At 36.5% G+C, this 15,728-nt stretch carries 8 protein-coding genes; all 8 read right to left on the reverse strand.

The window, feature by feature from the left end; translation table 11 throughout:
- Positions 1–42 precede the first annotated feature (42 nt).
- Positions 43–2,823, reverse strand: a complete 2,781-nt coding sequence (locus HYN56_RS20310) for a glycoside hydrolase family 78 protein (protein ID WP_109194888.1) — start codon at positions 2,821–2,823, stop codon at positions 43–45.
- Between the two features lie 150 nt (positions 2,824–2,973).
- Positions 2,974–4,836 carry a sialidase/neuraminidase family protein gene (locus tag HYN56_RS20315; RefSeq protein WP_109193854.1) on the reverse strand — a complete coding sequence of 621 codons (1,863 nt, stop codon included), beginning with the start codon at positions 4,834–4,836 and terminating at the stop codon, positions 2,974–2,976.
- A gap of 310 nt (positions 4,837–5,146) precedes the next feature.
- The gene (locus HYN56_RS20325) at positions 5,147–6,064 is read right to left on the reverse strand and encodes a glycoside hydrolase family 43 protein (RefSeq protein WP_109193856.1); all 918 of its coding nucleotides are present in this window, start codon (positions 6,062–6,064) and stop codon (positions 5,147–5,149) included.
- Positions 6,065–6,319: 255 nt separating this feature from the next.
- Positions 6,320–7,888, reverse strand: coding sequence for a glycoside hydrolase family 28 protein (locus tag HYN56_RS20330; protein WP_109193857.1), 1,569 nt, complete (start codon positions 7,886–7,888; stop codon positions 6,320–6,322).
- A 286-nt stretch (positions 7,889–8,174) separates the two neighbouring features.
- Positions 8,175–9,578, reverse strand: coding sequence for a glycoside hydrolase family 140 protein (locus HYN56_RS20335; RefSeq protein ID WP_109193858.1), 1,404 nt, complete (start codon positions 9,576–9,578; stop codon positions 8,175–8,177).
- Between the two features lie 156 nt (positions 9,579–9,734).
- Positions 9,735–12,887 carry a DUF6298 domain-containing protein gene (locus HYN56_RS20340; protein WP_240622602.1) on the reverse strand — a complete coding sequence of 1,051 codons (3,153 nt, stop codon included), beginning with the start codon at positions 12,885–12,887 and terminating at the stop codon, positions 9,735–9,737.
- A gap of 272 nt (positions 12,888–13,159) precedes the next feature.
- A complete protein-coding gene (locus HYN56_RS20345) occupies positions 13,160–14,866 on the reverse strand; it encodes a polysaccharide lyase (RefSeq protein WP_109193860.1) in 1,707 nt (568 codons plus the stop codon).
- 48 nt (positions 14,867–14,914) lie between these two features.
- Positions 14,915–15,604 (reverse strand): DUF3826 domain-containing protein, encoded by a 690-nt coding sequence (locus HYN56_RS20350; protein ID WP_109193861.1) that lies wholly within the window; start codon positions 15,602–15,604, stop codon positions 14,915–14,917.
- Between the last annotated feature and the right edge of the window lie 124 nt (positions 15,605–15,728).

Raw genomic sequence — 15,728 nt, forward strand, 5'->3', positions numbered from 1 at the left:
ATCCGCGTCTTTACGAAGTAAATCCGTATCATCCGCGTTCCATTATATTGTGCATTCGATTGTATAAATTCCTGAACCAAGTTCTAATATCGGTTTCTTATCTTTTTCGTTATAACCTGCCCTAACCTTTTTATTGTCAATTTTTATTTCTGAATTTTTAGCAACCGGCAATTTTATTGTCGCAGTTGTATTCACCGGAATCTGAACTGTCAGAATAAATTTTCCGTCTTTCTTTTCCCAAGAAGAAGCAATTTTTCCGTAAACTGATTGATAGTCCGCTTTCGCGAAAGTCATATCGCCCACCACTTCCGGTTGAATAAAGAAATGTTTGAAACCCGGTTTTTCAGGGTCTGATTTGATTCCCGCTAAACTTTGGTAAAACCATTCTTCAATTTGCCCTAACATAAAGTGATTCCACGAATTTCCTTTTCTAGGATCCCATTGTTCCGTTAAAGTGGTCAAGCCAAATTTAATCTGAAAGCCATAACCCGGCGCATCATAATGATTATGCATTCTGTACATCGTTTCGTTTTCGCCGTTTCTTGCCAAAGTCTGGAATAAATAACGGTTTCCAACATCTCCTGTTGTCAAACGATCGCCTTTTTCTTTGATATCAGCTAGTAAATTCTGCATTACTGCCTCTTTATTTTTCGGTTCTACGATATCCATAAAAATCGGAACAGCATTACTAAACTGACTATTGGTTCCGTATTTCTTTGTTTCTTCATTAAAAAATTCCTTGTTGAAAGCCGTTTTAATCTCAGAAGCCAAAGCATTATATTTCTCAAAATCTTCCATTTTTCCTAATAATTTTGATGCTTTTGCTACTAAATAAGCTCCATAATAGTAATGAGAAGTCGCAGAAAGGGCAATCGGGCTATTTTTAGAATATCCTGCCGGATGCGTTCCGTAATCATACCAATCGCCCAATCCGTGCGAAACGATATGGTTTGTTGCTTTCGTTCCTAAATAATCCACGTAGTTTTTCATTACAGGAAAATATTTTTCTAACAATGAAGCATCTCCATAATATTCATAATACATCCAAGGCAGAATTACGCCTGTAACTCCCCATTCTGGAGAATCGGTAAAGTCGCCACCAAAAATGACATATTCAGGGACAATTGTCGGAATTAAACCATTTTCTCTTTGCGAATCAGAAATATTCTGCATGGTTGCAGGAAGGAAAGTCTGAAGATTGTAATTGAACATTAATCCAGGTCCATTCAACTGAATTTCCTCCAGCCATCCTAACTTTTCACGTTGCGGACAATCGGTAAATACACTTTGAAAGTTACTTTTGATCGAATTATTTATCAATTCGTGTGTTTTATTGAAAATCTCATTCGAACATGAAAAACTTCCTGCTTCTCCAGCCGAATTGTAAATGAAATTCGATTTCAAATCAACTAAAGTTGGAAGTTCCTTATTCTTATCTTCTTTGTAATTAATGTTTTCAATCTGAACATACTGATAACCGTAGAAACTGAATTTTGGCGTCCATTCTTCAACTCTATCGCCTTTTAAAGTGTAATCGTAATAATAAGGTTTTCCAGATCTTCCTTGTGCAATTGTTCCTTCTTCATTTAAACCTTCAGCCACCCAAACACGAATCGTTTGTCCTCTTTTTCCTTTTACTTTGATGGTTGGAAATCCCGAAAGATTCTGTCCCATATCAAAAACATAGAAATTCGGTTTCAGCTCTTTTACGGTTTTAACTTCGTATTGTTTCTGAATGGTAACTGGCGGTGCTGTCTGAGGTCTTAAAACACCTTTTGGTGCTTCCTGAATAACTACTTTTTTCCAATCTCTATCTTTAAAACCTTTACGATTCCAACCTTTTTGCTCTAAACTGGCATTGTAATCTTCTCCCCCAAAAATACTGTTGTACGTAATCGGACTTTTGCTGTATTTCCAGCTTCCATCAGATTTTATAATTTCTTCTGAACCGTCATTATACTTGATTTTCATTTTAAAGAACAAAGTCGGCGGACCAAAACTTACAAAGAATTTAGTATATCTTTCGGCAAGCGTATTGTACATTCCGTTTCCTAACAAAACACCAATTACGTTATCGCCTTTTTGAAATTCTTTTGCGCTTAACTCATAAACATTGTAATTAACCGTTTTATCATAATCGGTCCACAAAGGCGCAAACTGGCTATTGCCCACTTTTTTTCCGTTGATAGTCAATTCATAATGTCCTAAACCTGAAATATAAACAATGGCTTCTTTGATTTCTTTTTTTACTTCGAAAGGTTTACGCAACATAATACTTCTGCGTGCCAAAGAATCGGAAGCATTGATAAAGGAGTTCTTTTTTTCTCTGTTGAAAGTGGCTGTGTGGTAATTTCTTCCTTCAGGCAAATGGCTATCGGCTTTGGTAATCGCTCCAATCCAAGTCGGATTTAAATCTGATTCTAAAGAAGCAGTTCTGAAAGTAGTTGTTTTGCTCCATTTAGAAACTTTCCCTGATTGATTCCAAACTTTCACTTTCCAGAAGTATTTGGTTTCGCTTTTTAATGGTTTTCCATTATAAACGATATGCAGATTTTTATCTGTATTTACTCGTCCGGAATTCCAGATATCTCCATCGTCATTGTTTAGTTTTTCTTCAGAAGAAGCTACTAAAATCAAATAAGCGACTTGCGATGCATCCGATTCTTTTGAAATTAATTTCCAGCTCAATCTAGGCTGATTCTCGACAACTGCCAATGGGTTTTCGGCCATTTCTGTCGTTAAACGTACAGGCAGAATTTGTCCATTTGAAATGAACGTAATTAAAAAGCTAAGTCCTAATAAAATGTTTTTGAAATTCTTCATTCTAACTTTTAAAATTGAACGCTGATAAAACGGATTTACTTCGTAAAGACGCGGATAAAAACGGATTTTTTTATTTACTCTAAAATATAAAATCTGTGTTAATCTGCGTCTTCGCGGTAGCGAATCCATTTCATCCGCGTTCCATAATTTTTACAACTTTTTAGTTATCAACGATTCGATATTGAATACTGCTTCTGGAATTAATTTTCCGGTTTGAGGCAGATCATCGTAATCGTCTGTGTCTGGCGCTGTGTCCGGATCTGGCGAATGTCTCTGTTCCCCTGTACGGAACATGATTCGCTCGAAACCGTCTGTTGGCGCGTAAAATATCTTTGTTGATTCTTTTCCATCATTTACTTTTATAGTGTACTGACGGTTTTTAGCATCTAACTTAACTGTGATTGTATATGCTTTGTTTGCTTCGTATTTTGTAACCGAACTCAAACGCGCGCCATTTTTCACCTTTAATTCTCCATCCGAATCAAAAATCAATCTTACCGATGGTAAACCTTGTTTGTTTTGGAATTCAATCTGTAATAAACCATGATTGTTTTGTTCTGGTTTTACTGTAAAAACAGCTTCCATTTTTGATGCAAAAGGAATAACTCTTTCAGCACGAGAATAATCAAAATAATCCTGATCTCTTAAAGTCAGCCATTTTTTACCATCGGCTTTCTTTTCGATTTTTGTTGATGCCCACGAAAGGTCATAAGTATTCCACAATTTTAATTCTTGTCCGTCTGGAAGAGTATTGAAAACGTCATTTACATTTTCGGTAACCACCGAAGTAACAGGAACGGGAATCGATGCTACCCAAATATCTTCTTTGTTCATACTGTAACCGACCCAGATTTTTCCGTCTGGCGGAGTTCCGTTCTTTTCTGTGATTCCACGAACGTATTGAGGGCCTGCCGATTTGTAGTTTCCACCGTAACGCATCGGACTTACTTCTCCGTGAACCAATAATAAATCTTTATAATTTAAACCGTCGTCACTTGTTGAAATAGCCAAAGGCCAACGATATTCTGACGGATTGTAAAGTGTTGCATAACGATTGTCTGATGTTTTTTGTCCCCAGATTTTAGCATTGCTGTTTACAAATCCCGGAGCACGCAATGGCATATAATCCCAAGATTTCCCGCCATTTCTGCTGATTGAAGTTAAAGCGTGTTTCCATAAACCAACGACATTTCCGTTTGGCAAATGATAATAACTAAAGGCTTTGTAAGGTTTCTGTAACGGAATCAATTCATCGTCACGATCGGCTTCTTCCACCCATTGCTGTAAAACTAATGGTTCTGATAAAATTTCTTCGCAGGCTTTTTTCAAACCTTTGTCTTTCGATGCAGTGTAAAATGGGAATTTCGATTTCGATTTGTTCCATGTTTTGTTGTATCTGATGAAATAGATTTCGCCAAAACTTCCGTCTTTTTTGATTTCACGAATAACACGACCAATTCCTTTTCCGTCATTTGGATCGTCTTTTTCATCCATCGCAATTCCGTAATAGGCTAAAGCAAAAAGCCGGTTGTCTTTTGATGTATAAAAGCCCATTCTTTGGTGCATAATGGCATCCAAATTTTTGGCAACGCCTTCAACGCCTTCTTTCTTCCATCCGTCAGGAATTCTATAAATTGGGAAAATTACTTCTGGTTTTGTCCATGTTACACCGTCTTTAGAAGTCATTAATAAAGTTTGGCTTGGCGGAATATGTTCGCCCGAAGGATCGCTTAAATAATGCAAATAAAAGGTATTGTTCCAATACGCCATCATCGGCTGGTGGTTGTAGGTCCATCCAAAACCATCTGCTTTTTCAGGATGTTCACGGCTGGCGCGCATGATTTGTGTGGCGTGAACTCCAACCGCTGGACTTAATTGTCCGTGATGGTAATCGATGTTTGAAAGTGTTTTACCAACATAACGCACCGTGTCATTTTGTGCATTTATAGCGGTGCAAGCCAAAAGGATTGTGGCTGTGATGATGTTGGTTTTTATGTTTTGGAAAGTAATCATTTTACATTTTTTTTTGTTTCACGCAGATTTTGCAGATTTTGGCTGATTTGCTCAGATTTAATTTTAATCCTTTTGATTTATACAGATTAAAAAATCTGCTTAATCTGCTCAAATCACTTTTAAATCTGCGTGAAATTTTTCTAAACTTTTTTTATCTGCTTGATCTGCTAAATCTGCGGGAGAAAATTTTACTCTCGCAGATTTGGCAGATTTGACAGATTTTTATTTTTTTCTTTGCCACAGATTACAAGGATTAAAAAGATTTTTTCTATTAATCTGTGAGAATCTTTATAATCTGCGGCTATTAAATTTATTTTCTTTCAATTAGTCCCTTTAAAACGTCTGCAGAGATTGTTGTAATCGTTCCGTGTTTGTGTCCTTCGGGAAGGCTTATTTTGGAAGATACATCTTCGAAATGAACAAAATCTGTTGTGCTTAACGCTTTATAATTTTTTGAACCGTAATTGTCATAATACAACAGCCAGTTTTTACCGACTTTTACCACCGTTGGGCCTTCTGATAAATACTCCGTTAATGGCGCAGAACTTTTTTGAAACGGTCCTAAAGGCGATTTTCCGAAAGCTACTTTTATATTTCGCATCGGTCTTGTGTTGTCTTTCAAAACCAAAACATAATCTTTCTTTCCTTTTTTAACTATTACACAATCAATTACGCTGAAGCCTGGATCGTAATATAATTTTGTATCCGAAAACGTTTTGAAATCTTTTGTCGTTACATAATACATTCTGTGGTTGTTTTTCTCGTCTTCTACTCCTTTTTCAAATCGGAACGGAATTGTCGATGCCCAAATGATTATGTATTCTTTTTTCACATCATCATAAAAAATCTCAGGCGCCCAAACGTTTACGACTTCTGGTTCGTTTTTCATTACGGGAATGTATTGCTGTTCTGACCAATGAATCAAGTCTTTTGAGCTTGCATAACCAAAACCATTTCCGCCTTTCCAGTCGGTTGTCCAAACCATGTGATACGTTCCGTCAGCTCCTTTTGTGATGGATGGATCACGCATGATTTTACTGGCTCCGATTTCGGGTTTTAAAAATGTTCCTTCTAATCCTTTCCAGTTGTAACCGTCTTCGCTGTACGCCAAATATAAGCCTTCTGTTGCAGGTTCTCTAAACGACGTAAAAAGATATAAATCTTTCTTTTTCTGCGAATAACTAATCGCAAAAAGTGAAAGGGTTAGTATGATGAATATTTTTTTCATGTCTTGTTTTCTTTTCCTGCAAGGTTTTCAAAACCTTGTAGGTATCTTTATGTTTAATCCAGAATCCTATTGATTCCAAAAAAGCCAAATCTTTCTCTTTAGCCCCGATCGAAGTGGAAATCCTTGTGAACTGGGGTTCAGTTTACAAGATTGTAACGAAGAGCGGGACGATGTTTCCAAAAATGCCTGATATTTCTGCTTCTAATTATTAATACCTAACAGGTTTTAAAAACCTGTTAGGATACGTCTAAATGATTATTCTGTAATTGCTTTTTTATCTAAATCTTTTCCCTTTTTTACTGCTGTTGTTACATTGTTGAACACATTGTTTTTCAGGAAAATATTTTTGGTGTCTTTTCCATTCGCCTCGATAAAAATATCGGTTTGATTGAATGGAAAATTATTGTTGATCAACGCATTTGAAACATTATCTAATTTGATAACCGGAACTCCTTTTATGGCTGTTGAAGATCCTACGTTGTCTAAAATTATATTTTTTGAATCTGATATTTTGAAAGAAGAACCAATTGTCGCATTTACTTTTACATCATGAAATTCAACATCTGTGGCTGTGTTTACCGTAAAACCTTCTTTTCCGTCCATATTGATGTTCGAGAAAGTAATGTTTTGGATTGGCATTTCGGTAATTCCTAAAATCTGTCCAGCTTTGTTTACGTTTGAAGCCGTAATATTGCTCATATGAATATTTCTGAAAATCGGCGTTTTCTCCGTAACAGGTTCAACTGTAGTTCCTTTATCGTAAAAAAGGCTCAAAACGATGGCTTCTTCTTTGATGTTTTTCATGACGATATTATCGACGCGAATATCTTCTACCACTCCGCCTCTTCCACGAGCCGATTTGATACGGATTCCGCGATCTGTCCCGTCAAAAACACAATTTGAAATCGTGATTTTTTTGATTCCGCCCGACATTTCGCTACCGATTACAACACCGCCGTGACCGCTTAACATGGTGCAGTTGGTGATGGTTACATTTTCTGTTGCTTTTCCGTATTTACGTCCGTCGCCGTCTCTTCCTGATTTGATTGTGATACAATCATCGCCAACACTGATATGGCAATTTGAAATGTGAACATTGGTACAAGAAGAAGGATTGATTCCGTCTGTATTTGGCGAATGCGGATTAAAAATCGAAATTCCGGTAACGGTTACATTATCACAAAATTCTGGGTTGATTGTCCAGAAAGGTGAGTTTTTAAAGGTTACGCCTTCAATTAAAATATTTTTGCAGTTGTAAGCTTGGAAAAAAGATGGTCTGAAAAACTTTTTATCAACTGTTCTTTTATAATACGGTTCTGTGTAAAGTCCTTTATTTTGCTCTTCCCACATGGTTTGGTATTTGGTTGGAGGAAGCGGTTCTTTGGCTGTTTCGATTCTGTACACTTCGTTCCACCACGCTTTTCCTTGTCCGTCGATTACGCCTCTACCTGTAATGGTAATATTTTCTACATCTTTTGCGTAAAATAAGGGTTGGAAACTTTTCATTACAATTCCTTCGTAACGCATTTCTACATACGGAAGAAAATCATCGAAGTTCTCTGAGAACTTTAAAAGTGCTCCAGAATCTAGATGGATTGTAATGTTGCTTTTGAGTGTTAAGGCTCCTGTTAAATATTCTCCTGCTGGAAAAAAGATTGTTCCTCCGCCGTTTTTAGAAGCTTTTTCGATGGCATTCTGAATGGCTTGAGTACATTTTATTCCTTTGTTGTTTCCGCCTTCGTTTAGGATGTTTAACCAGCCGTCGTTTGCGAAAGTGGTGTTTAATCCGGTTATGAAGCAGAGTATTATTAGTATGTTTTTCATAGTTATGTTTTTTTTCTCTCGCAGATTTGGCAGATTGTGCAGATTTTTTTTTCTGCCACAGATTTTACAGATTAAAATGATTTTTTTTCTGCTTGATCTGCAAAATCTGAGAGAGTTTTTTATTCTCATTTTTTGTCATTCCGAGGAACGAGGAATCTCATTAGGAATTCCGTAAAGTAATTCGCCAATCTTTGACGAGCTTCGTGTGTGATCCTTCCTTCGTCAGGATGACAAGATTGTGTGTAAATGCTATTGTTTAAACCTGACAGGCTTCTAAACTCTTACCTTACTTTGTCTTCAAAATCAGAACCCAGTCATTACCATCTTCTTTTTTTCCTTCTGGCTGAAAATTTTGAGTTCCTTTGTTATCAAATGTTCCGATTTTAGTTTTCTTGCCATTTCTTGGATTGTACCAACTTGCTTCGAATTTGTCCCCAGCAATTTTTCCTAGTTTTACTTCTATTATTCTTCCGTTATAAGTGTATAATAAAGCGTATTTTTCTCCTTTTATAGCTGGAATATAATCGTATTTTTCTCCTTGATTCACCACTAAAGAAACATCTGGGACTCCTTCTAAAAATGGCACTTCTTCCATTAATTTCTTAATGTAAACCATTTGTTTTGCTCCAGGTGCATTAATCGCTGACGTCCATAATTCTTTGTTTCCGTAAGCTGGTTTATCGCCTTTTCTGAACATCTGCATTACAGCGTTGTGTCCGTATGTGTAACCTGCAGCGCCTGATAAAACCGACCAATATCCGTAACGGCGAACGTCGTTTGCTGTCCACTTTGGCTGAAGTGTGTCGTGTAAACCGTGTGGAATTCCTTCGTAAGATGGTTCTCCGTCAAGTGTAGGTTTTGTTGGTTTTAATTCGAAATCTCTAAGAACAAATTTGTAATTGTCTTCTTTGAAATTCGTTTTTACAGAATCCTGATTGTATCTTCTGTGTCCTGACTGGAACATATTGAAATCCAACCATTTTGCATTATGATAATCATCTGAAGAATCGGTTCTTCCAAACGGGTGGAAAGTCACTAACTGGTTTGGATTATTGGTTTTTAATGTATTTCCGATAGCGTTCCAAATATCCTGAAATTCATTTCCGTGTGTGTCTCCACCGTTTAACCAGATTACATTGGTTCTGTTTTTATATCGATTAGCTAAGAACTTAGCATATTCAGTTGCTTGTTCTTTGCTTACTTTATTTCCTTTTGAAACATTGGTTCCCCAAACTGGAACCATCGCTACATAAATTCGGTTTTTCTGAGCTACGTCTAAAGTGTAATCTACGTGATCCCAATAGTCGTATTGTTTTGCATCTTTGAAATCATTTCCTGCCGTAATCAAAGGTTTTGAAACGTCTTCGTTGATCAAAGCAGCATCACCATAAACGTTAACGGCATTGATGTTATGCAAAACCATTACCTGAACTACATTAAATCCTTTGTCTTTTCTGTCTTTGAAATATTTCTCAATTCCTGCTCTGTCCAGTTTTCCGAATGCCAGCCAGCCTGTGTCGCCAAGCCAGAAAAATGGTTTTTCGTTTTCGGTAACAAAATAATGCTGATTTTTAGATACTTTGATTTCAGGCAGAGTTGCTTTTGTTTTGGCAGATTGCGAAAACCCGCTTTGTGCTGTCAACATAAAGCTTATACAAAGAGCGTATAAAGATTTTATTTTCAGATTCATTTTGGTTTGTTTTTGAATTGTGTTCTTATTTTCTTGCCACAGATTTCACTGATTTAATGGATTTCCCAGGCTTTGTCTTTATATTTTTTCCCGCAGATTTAACAGATTAGGAAGATTTTATTTTTAATCCTTTTAATCTGTGAAATCTGTGGCTAACTATTTCTTAATTAAGAAAAGCACTTTTTCTTTTATTTCAGCTTGAGGGACTGTCACTTGTTTTCCTCCACTTATATTGGCTTTTTTCGTTATATTTCCTGTTGCTGCATTGATGGCAAATACTTCAAATGTTCCTTTTTCGTTTGATAAATCGATTGTGATATCCTGATCGTTTTTCAAATAAAAAAGATAGCTTTTTCCTTTGTTTTCGAGTTTCCAAAGATTGTCTGAAAACGTATTTCCATCAACTAATTTCATTTCGCTTAAAGCGGAATAAAACTGAGGCAGTTCAATTTTTGGAATGTTTGGCAATGAAGCTCCAGCCATTAAAGCCGACCATCCGAATCTTGAAGAACCGTCTGTTGAATATAAAATGACTTTTTCAGGATATTTTTCTCTGTATTCTCTAACTGCACGATACACCTGATTATCGGTTTCTTTTCCGGTTTTCAGTTTTCTGGCGTGCTGTCTTGGTGCTAAATTAACGCCTCCTTGCGGTGCGTAAGCTGAACCGTCTTCTTTGTAATACCAATAACGAATATCGATTACATCAACGGTTTTATTTCTTTTAGCATCATTTAAAATAGCATCCTGAACGTCTTTAGTAGCACTTAATCCAATTAATCCTTTTTTGCCTGTTTCATCTTTCCACTTTTGGGCTTGGTCTAACCAAAATTCCATAAAATGTAACGGACCTGTATACTCGGCACTTGTCAATTGAATTACGTTGCTGTTTTCCTGAAAGTTTTCGAATGATTTTCTAATGAAGCCTTCGTGTAATTTTCTTCTTTGAGCATTCGTAATATCGTAAAACTGCTCCGCCATAAAAATACGTTTGTCTCCTGCGTACGGCGGTGGCTCAGGAAATCCTGTGCTGTTGATATTGTTTGCAGAACGCCAAGGTGAACTTGCCCAATGTGCTCCAGCTTCTAAAATATTATGCTGAAAATATTGCTGATTGATTAACAATTGTCCGTTTGGTTCTGCCAGCGTTGCAAACTGCGCTAAACGACTCCAGTACCAATCGTTGAATTTTGTTAAATCGTATTTACTTAAATGATCCCAAGCAAAATCTTTTCCGCTTCTTGCGAAAGGCTGTTCGTAAAACGGTGGCCAAACATCATCATCAATTCTGCGAACACGTTCGTGATCATCCATTCTTCTGTCATACCACAAACCGTAATTGTGTTCTAAGGCAACAATATTATTTTTAGTCAAATAATCTACCGTTTCCTGCACTTTATCGGTCAATCCGTTTCCTGTTCTTCCTGGAACGAAACGAGTAATGTGCGGTGTTGATTTGTTTACGAAATCGTCTGTTAAATCACCTCTCCACCATGCTACGTTGGTTTGTTTTCCTGCAATTACTTTTCCTTCAAAAGTTAACCAGCCATTTTCTGTAGTTACTTTAGAAGTTGATTTTTCTGTTTTATTTGAAGCAACTTTTAAATCGTTTGCATTTTTTAAACCCTTACTGTCTGTATTAATCGGATTTGCTTTTGAAGCTTCTGCAATTAACTCGTGTAGACTTTTTGCGGTTGTTGCTGAATTTTTAGTTAATTCTGCAGCTACTTCTACACTCGGGCTTGAAGAAGCTTCTGAACCTAAATCATAGATAAAAGGCTGAACTGGAAGTTTTCCTAATCTGGCTTCTAACTGTGTGTAGAATAAACTTCTTGGACTGATATGTTCGTTTACGTTTTTCCAATGTCCGTTTCCTCCAAATTGTCCCCAAACTCCAAAAGCCCAGTTTTGAGCTGTTGGCGGACTGTAACATTCTACTTTTGATGCCGATGATTCCCAGATTACAGAATTCGCAGATGTCCATCCTGCGCCTCTTCCGCCTTGTTCTCTGTTGTTATAGCTTAATGCTTTTCCGTCGATATTAGCGATGTCAAATAAAACTCCTGTTGCCCAGCTTCCAATTGCACCGCTGCTTTCGAATGGTAAATGTGATTCGCATTGTACGAAAGCATTTGGACCTGTTGTCCCGAATCCGCCAACGGCAAAATCATGATATCCAAATTCGGAGTAACAACGCTGAAATAAAGTCTGCTGACCTTCTGTATAAAAAGTATGTCTTCTAAATGAAGCTATTTCTGAAATAGGTTCTGTAGCAATACAATCTTCAACCGTAACTTGCTGACTTGTTTTTAAAACCGTAACAGCTCCTCCTGCAAAATGTTTGAAATTCACTTGTTTTACCCAAGTATTTCTAGAATTTTCTATACTTATTGCTTGCCATCTATGTTCTTCGTCTTTTAAATTTGAAGGGGTGTAAGTTGATTTCAATAAGATATTTTCAATTCCGATATGTTCAATTCTTCCTGCCCATGAGTAAACCGTTACTTTCGAAGTCCCGAAAACATCATCCAAAGACATTGTTATTGGTGCGTTTATGGTTACTTCGTTTCCGTTTATTTTGGTTACGACACGATTCCAAGTTGTAGTCCAATCTCCTTTTTTCCAGCCAATCCAAGAAGTTTCTCCACCAAAATCCTGCATGTTTACTTCTTTAATGAAATTATCCGTTAAAGGTTTACTGATTTCGATTTCGTCTCCCACTTTTAATTTTGAAGTATTTTTTAACAGGATTTTCTGAGTTCCAAGTGGAGTATAAGCGTTGGCAAATTCAAATGAATCTTTATACACTCTATCGTTTATGCCTACAATTCTAATTAAAGCTTCTCTTTCTAATCCGGTTCCTAAAAGTACGGTTCCGTTTTCCGAGTTACCGCTTCCTCTTAAAACTACTCCTGATTTTCTGATATATAATGTTCCGCTAATTTTGAAAACTCCATTATCCAACAAAACAGCTCCACGAAAACCTGATTTATCTGGTTTTAATGCACTTACATAATCAATTGCATTTTGGATTTTTTGTGTTGCATCTTCTTCTTGCTGAGAAACAAAAATCTTGTTTTCCAGATTTGGAAGTGCGGCTTCAGAATTTCTATATCCTGCAAAAGAAAAATCAGGGATTTGATTTCCTTGACTATCTGTAGTGAAAGAAAGTTTGCCTTCTTTGGTTTTAACGATATCTGGGAAATTGTTTTGGGCTGTGATGTTTCCGCTAATGAAAAGAATGATACACATTAACGAAAATGTGTTTTTATAAGAAGAAACTATATTTTGTAATTGATTGAAATTCACTTTTTCTTATTTTAAATTTCAGAATTTAGGCTTTAGATTCTTAAAATTAACCTTTTAAGGAACAATAAATTTATAAAATCCTATTTTCTCCAATCTTGTCATTTCGACGAAGGAGAAATCTTCGTTGCTATATCGCCAAAGATTGATATACTTTGTGGAGCTTCTTGCGAAGATTCCTCGTTCCTCGGAATGACAAACTTTGGGTATATTCTTTGTGTTATTAAACCTGACAGGTTTTAAAAACCTGTCAGGTTTGCGTTGAGAATACTTAACTATTGCAACAATGACTTTAACTTAGCCAAAGTATCTGTATTATTTTCGATTTTCGTCCAATCTGTTTTACTAGTTGGATCGATTCCGTTAAAATACTTTTCTATATTCGTATATCCGTCTCCATTCGCATCTTTATTAGCATCTGAAGCGTCATTTGGATTTAAACCATATTTCTTTTCCCAAGCATCTGGAATTCCGTCATTATCAGAATCCTTATACGCTTTTCCTTTGTAAGTCGGATATCCTCCAACTTGGTTAGGATGTGTTATAATTCCTTTTTTGTAAGAATCGGCAGGTAATCTTCTTTTGATATATTCTTTTCCGATTGCATTTTCTAAACCGTCTTTTACTTCGATTTTTCCTGTTCTAACTTGTTTTAGGATTCTTTCATCTACAGCATCTCTTTTTGGAATTGTTGCTCCAACATTTGCTAAAACAAAATCATAAGCTTCTTCTGCCGACATGATATTAAACTTTGGCATCGAGAAAGGTTTTGGCTGCTTAATAGCTTCTAAAAATTCTTTCGTTTCTGCTTCTGGAAGGTTTTCCAATTGTACTCCACCATTCCAGTTATCTGCTGTAACTTCAGGAGAGCCTACTATAAAATTTCCTGAAACATATGCTCTTCCGTATTGTTTTGGCTCAATATATCCAGACTCAGGTTTTACAATTCTATGTGAAATAGGCTCGTTTACAGGAGTTATTGGTCCTGGTTTAAAATAATTGTTGATAATGTTCAACATCGAACGATAATCTCCCCCGTCAAGTGTACGATTCCACCAATTGAATACTACGTTATTCACAAAATTAAAGTCGCCGTACATTCCGATAGAAGCATTTCTTGAAATGTTGTCTGCCCATAAATTGCGCATAAAAGTACTATTTAATCCGCCGATTGTACTTCCGAAAGCATGATTGTACGTATCTAAACCTTCTGATGAAATAGTGTTTTGTATCGTGATATTACAAGCAGGAAGTTTTTCCAGTTTTGATTTTGCATTAGCTGCAAACTGATGTCTGTATAAAGAAATATTTTCGTCTAATCCCCAGCTTACAGAGCAGTGATCTACGATAATATTCCCCATTGGGTTTCCTCCAAGAGCATCGTCTCTTCTTGTAACTTCAGTTGCACCACGTCTGAAACGCATGTGTCTAATAATGACATCGTGTGTATCAATTTCTAAAGTTTCTCCCGCAATACAGATTCCGTCACCCGGAGCAGTTTGTCCTGCAATGGTCACATAAGGCGCACGCATGCTGATTCTTTTCTTTAGCTGAATAATTCCTGAAACGTTGAAAACAATCGTTCTAGCTCCTACCGCTTCACAGGCTTCACGGAAAGTTCCTTTTCCGCTGTCTTCTAAACTTGTAACTACAAATATTTTTCCGCCACGTCCACCTTGCGTGTAAGCTCCGCCACCTTCAGCACCCGGGAAAGCAGGAATATCAGCAAAAACAAAATCTTTTGGATACGAAGCCCAAGGTAAATATGGTTTCCCTTGTTTTGCTTCTTCTTTGATTACGTGAAGATTAGCATTCCAGATTTCGCTCAGCCTTTTTTCTTCGTCAGCTAAAATAGCATCTGCTTTTGCCTGAACATCTTTTGGAATTACAGGATATTGGGCATACGCCGCTGAAACAAGCGAACAAAATGAGAAAGCCATTAAGGTTCTCTTTAAATTACGGTTTGGAAAAATATTTTGCATTGTATTGTGTGGTCTAGTTAATAGTTTTTGGTGTAAAGTTTTAAGAGATTATTCTTTCGAAGTAGAATCTTTTGATTTATTCTTCTCTCTTTCTTCGATACGTTTATGCCAGTCAGCACTTTCTTTGTTTAAATCGTAACCTTGTTTTGATAAGTAGTTATTGATTCTTCCTTTGTACTTACCAAACCATCCGTGTTTTTCTTTAGAAGAACCAGCGTCCATTGCATGTTCTCTGGCTTCTACTAAAGCTTTGTAGATGTAATCTTTTTGTTCTGCCGTTAAGTTTGGAAGCATATCGTTATAACCTGCCACTGTGATTGGAAGAACGCCATAAGTCATTCCGTCTTTAACTTCAGTTATTTTGTCTTCTGACAATTCTTTACCTAATTTTTTAATGTACGATTTGTGCAGTTTTGCAATTGACTCGTCTGCTTTTGTTTTCAGTTTGTCAATTTTCTCGTTTTGTTTTTCTTTAGCTAAAGAAGTATCTTCTTTTACTTTTTTGATTTCAGCATCTCTTCCATCCTGAATTTCAGTTAAATCTCTGAATTGCTGAGCGATGATATTGGAAACTGCTTTTTCTTTTACTTCGTTCTTCAAATCTAATTTGGTAACGATTTTTGCAGCTCTTTCGTTGGTAACTTTTACATATTCAGGATCTAAGTGTTGCTGAGCATTTAAAGTTGAAAATGCAAAAACCAGCGATAATAAGCCTGCGTTTATTTTATTTAGTGCCATTGTCTTTCTTTTTTAGTTATTTTTTAACTCAATCATAAGGCCAACGGCCTTTAAGCAACACAATAGGATAAAATCCTATGAATTACAAATCATATAGCAAAGCCCTGAAAGGGCGCAAGCTTTT

It is taken from the genome of Flavobacterium crocinum (genome assembly GCF_003122385.1).
In the GTDB taxonomy this organism is placed as follows: domain Bacteria; phylum Bacteroidota; class Bacteroidia; order Flavobacteriales; family Flavobacteriaceae; genus Flavobacterium; species Flavobacterium crocinum.

What these genes read in the sequence shown, in the direction of transcription:
- HYN56_RS20310 (WP_109194888.1), bottom strand. Translation starts at nt 2,823, where the DNA reads ATGAAGAATTTCAAAAACATTTTATTAGGACTTAGCTTTTTAATTACG.
- HYN56_RS20315 (WP_109193854.1), bottom strand. Translation starts at nt 4,836, where the DNA reads ATGATTACTTTCCAAAACATAAAAACCAACATCATCACAGCCACAATC.
- HYN56_RS20325 (WP_109193856.1), bottom strand. Translation starts at nt 6,064, where the DNA reads ATGAAAAAAATATTCATCATACTAACCCTTTCACTTTTTGCGATTAGT.
- HYN56_RS20330 (WP_109193857.1), bottom strand. Translation starts at nt 7,888, where the DNA reads ATGAAAAACATACTAATAATACTCTGCTTCATAACCGGATTAAACACC.
- HYN56_RS20335 (WP_109193858.1), bottom strand. Translation starts at nt 9,578, where the DNA reads ATGAATCTGAAAATAAAATCTTTATACGCTCTTTGTATAAGCTTTATG.
- HYN56_RS20345 (WP_109193860.1), bottom strand. Translation starts at nt 14,866, where the DNA reads ATGCAAAATATTTTTCCAAACCGTAATTTAAAGAGAACCTTAATGGCT.
- HYN56_RS20350 (WP_109193861.1), bottom strand. Translation starts at nt 15,604, where the DNA reads ATGGCACTAAATAAAATAAACGCAGGCTTATTATCGCTGGTTTTTGCA.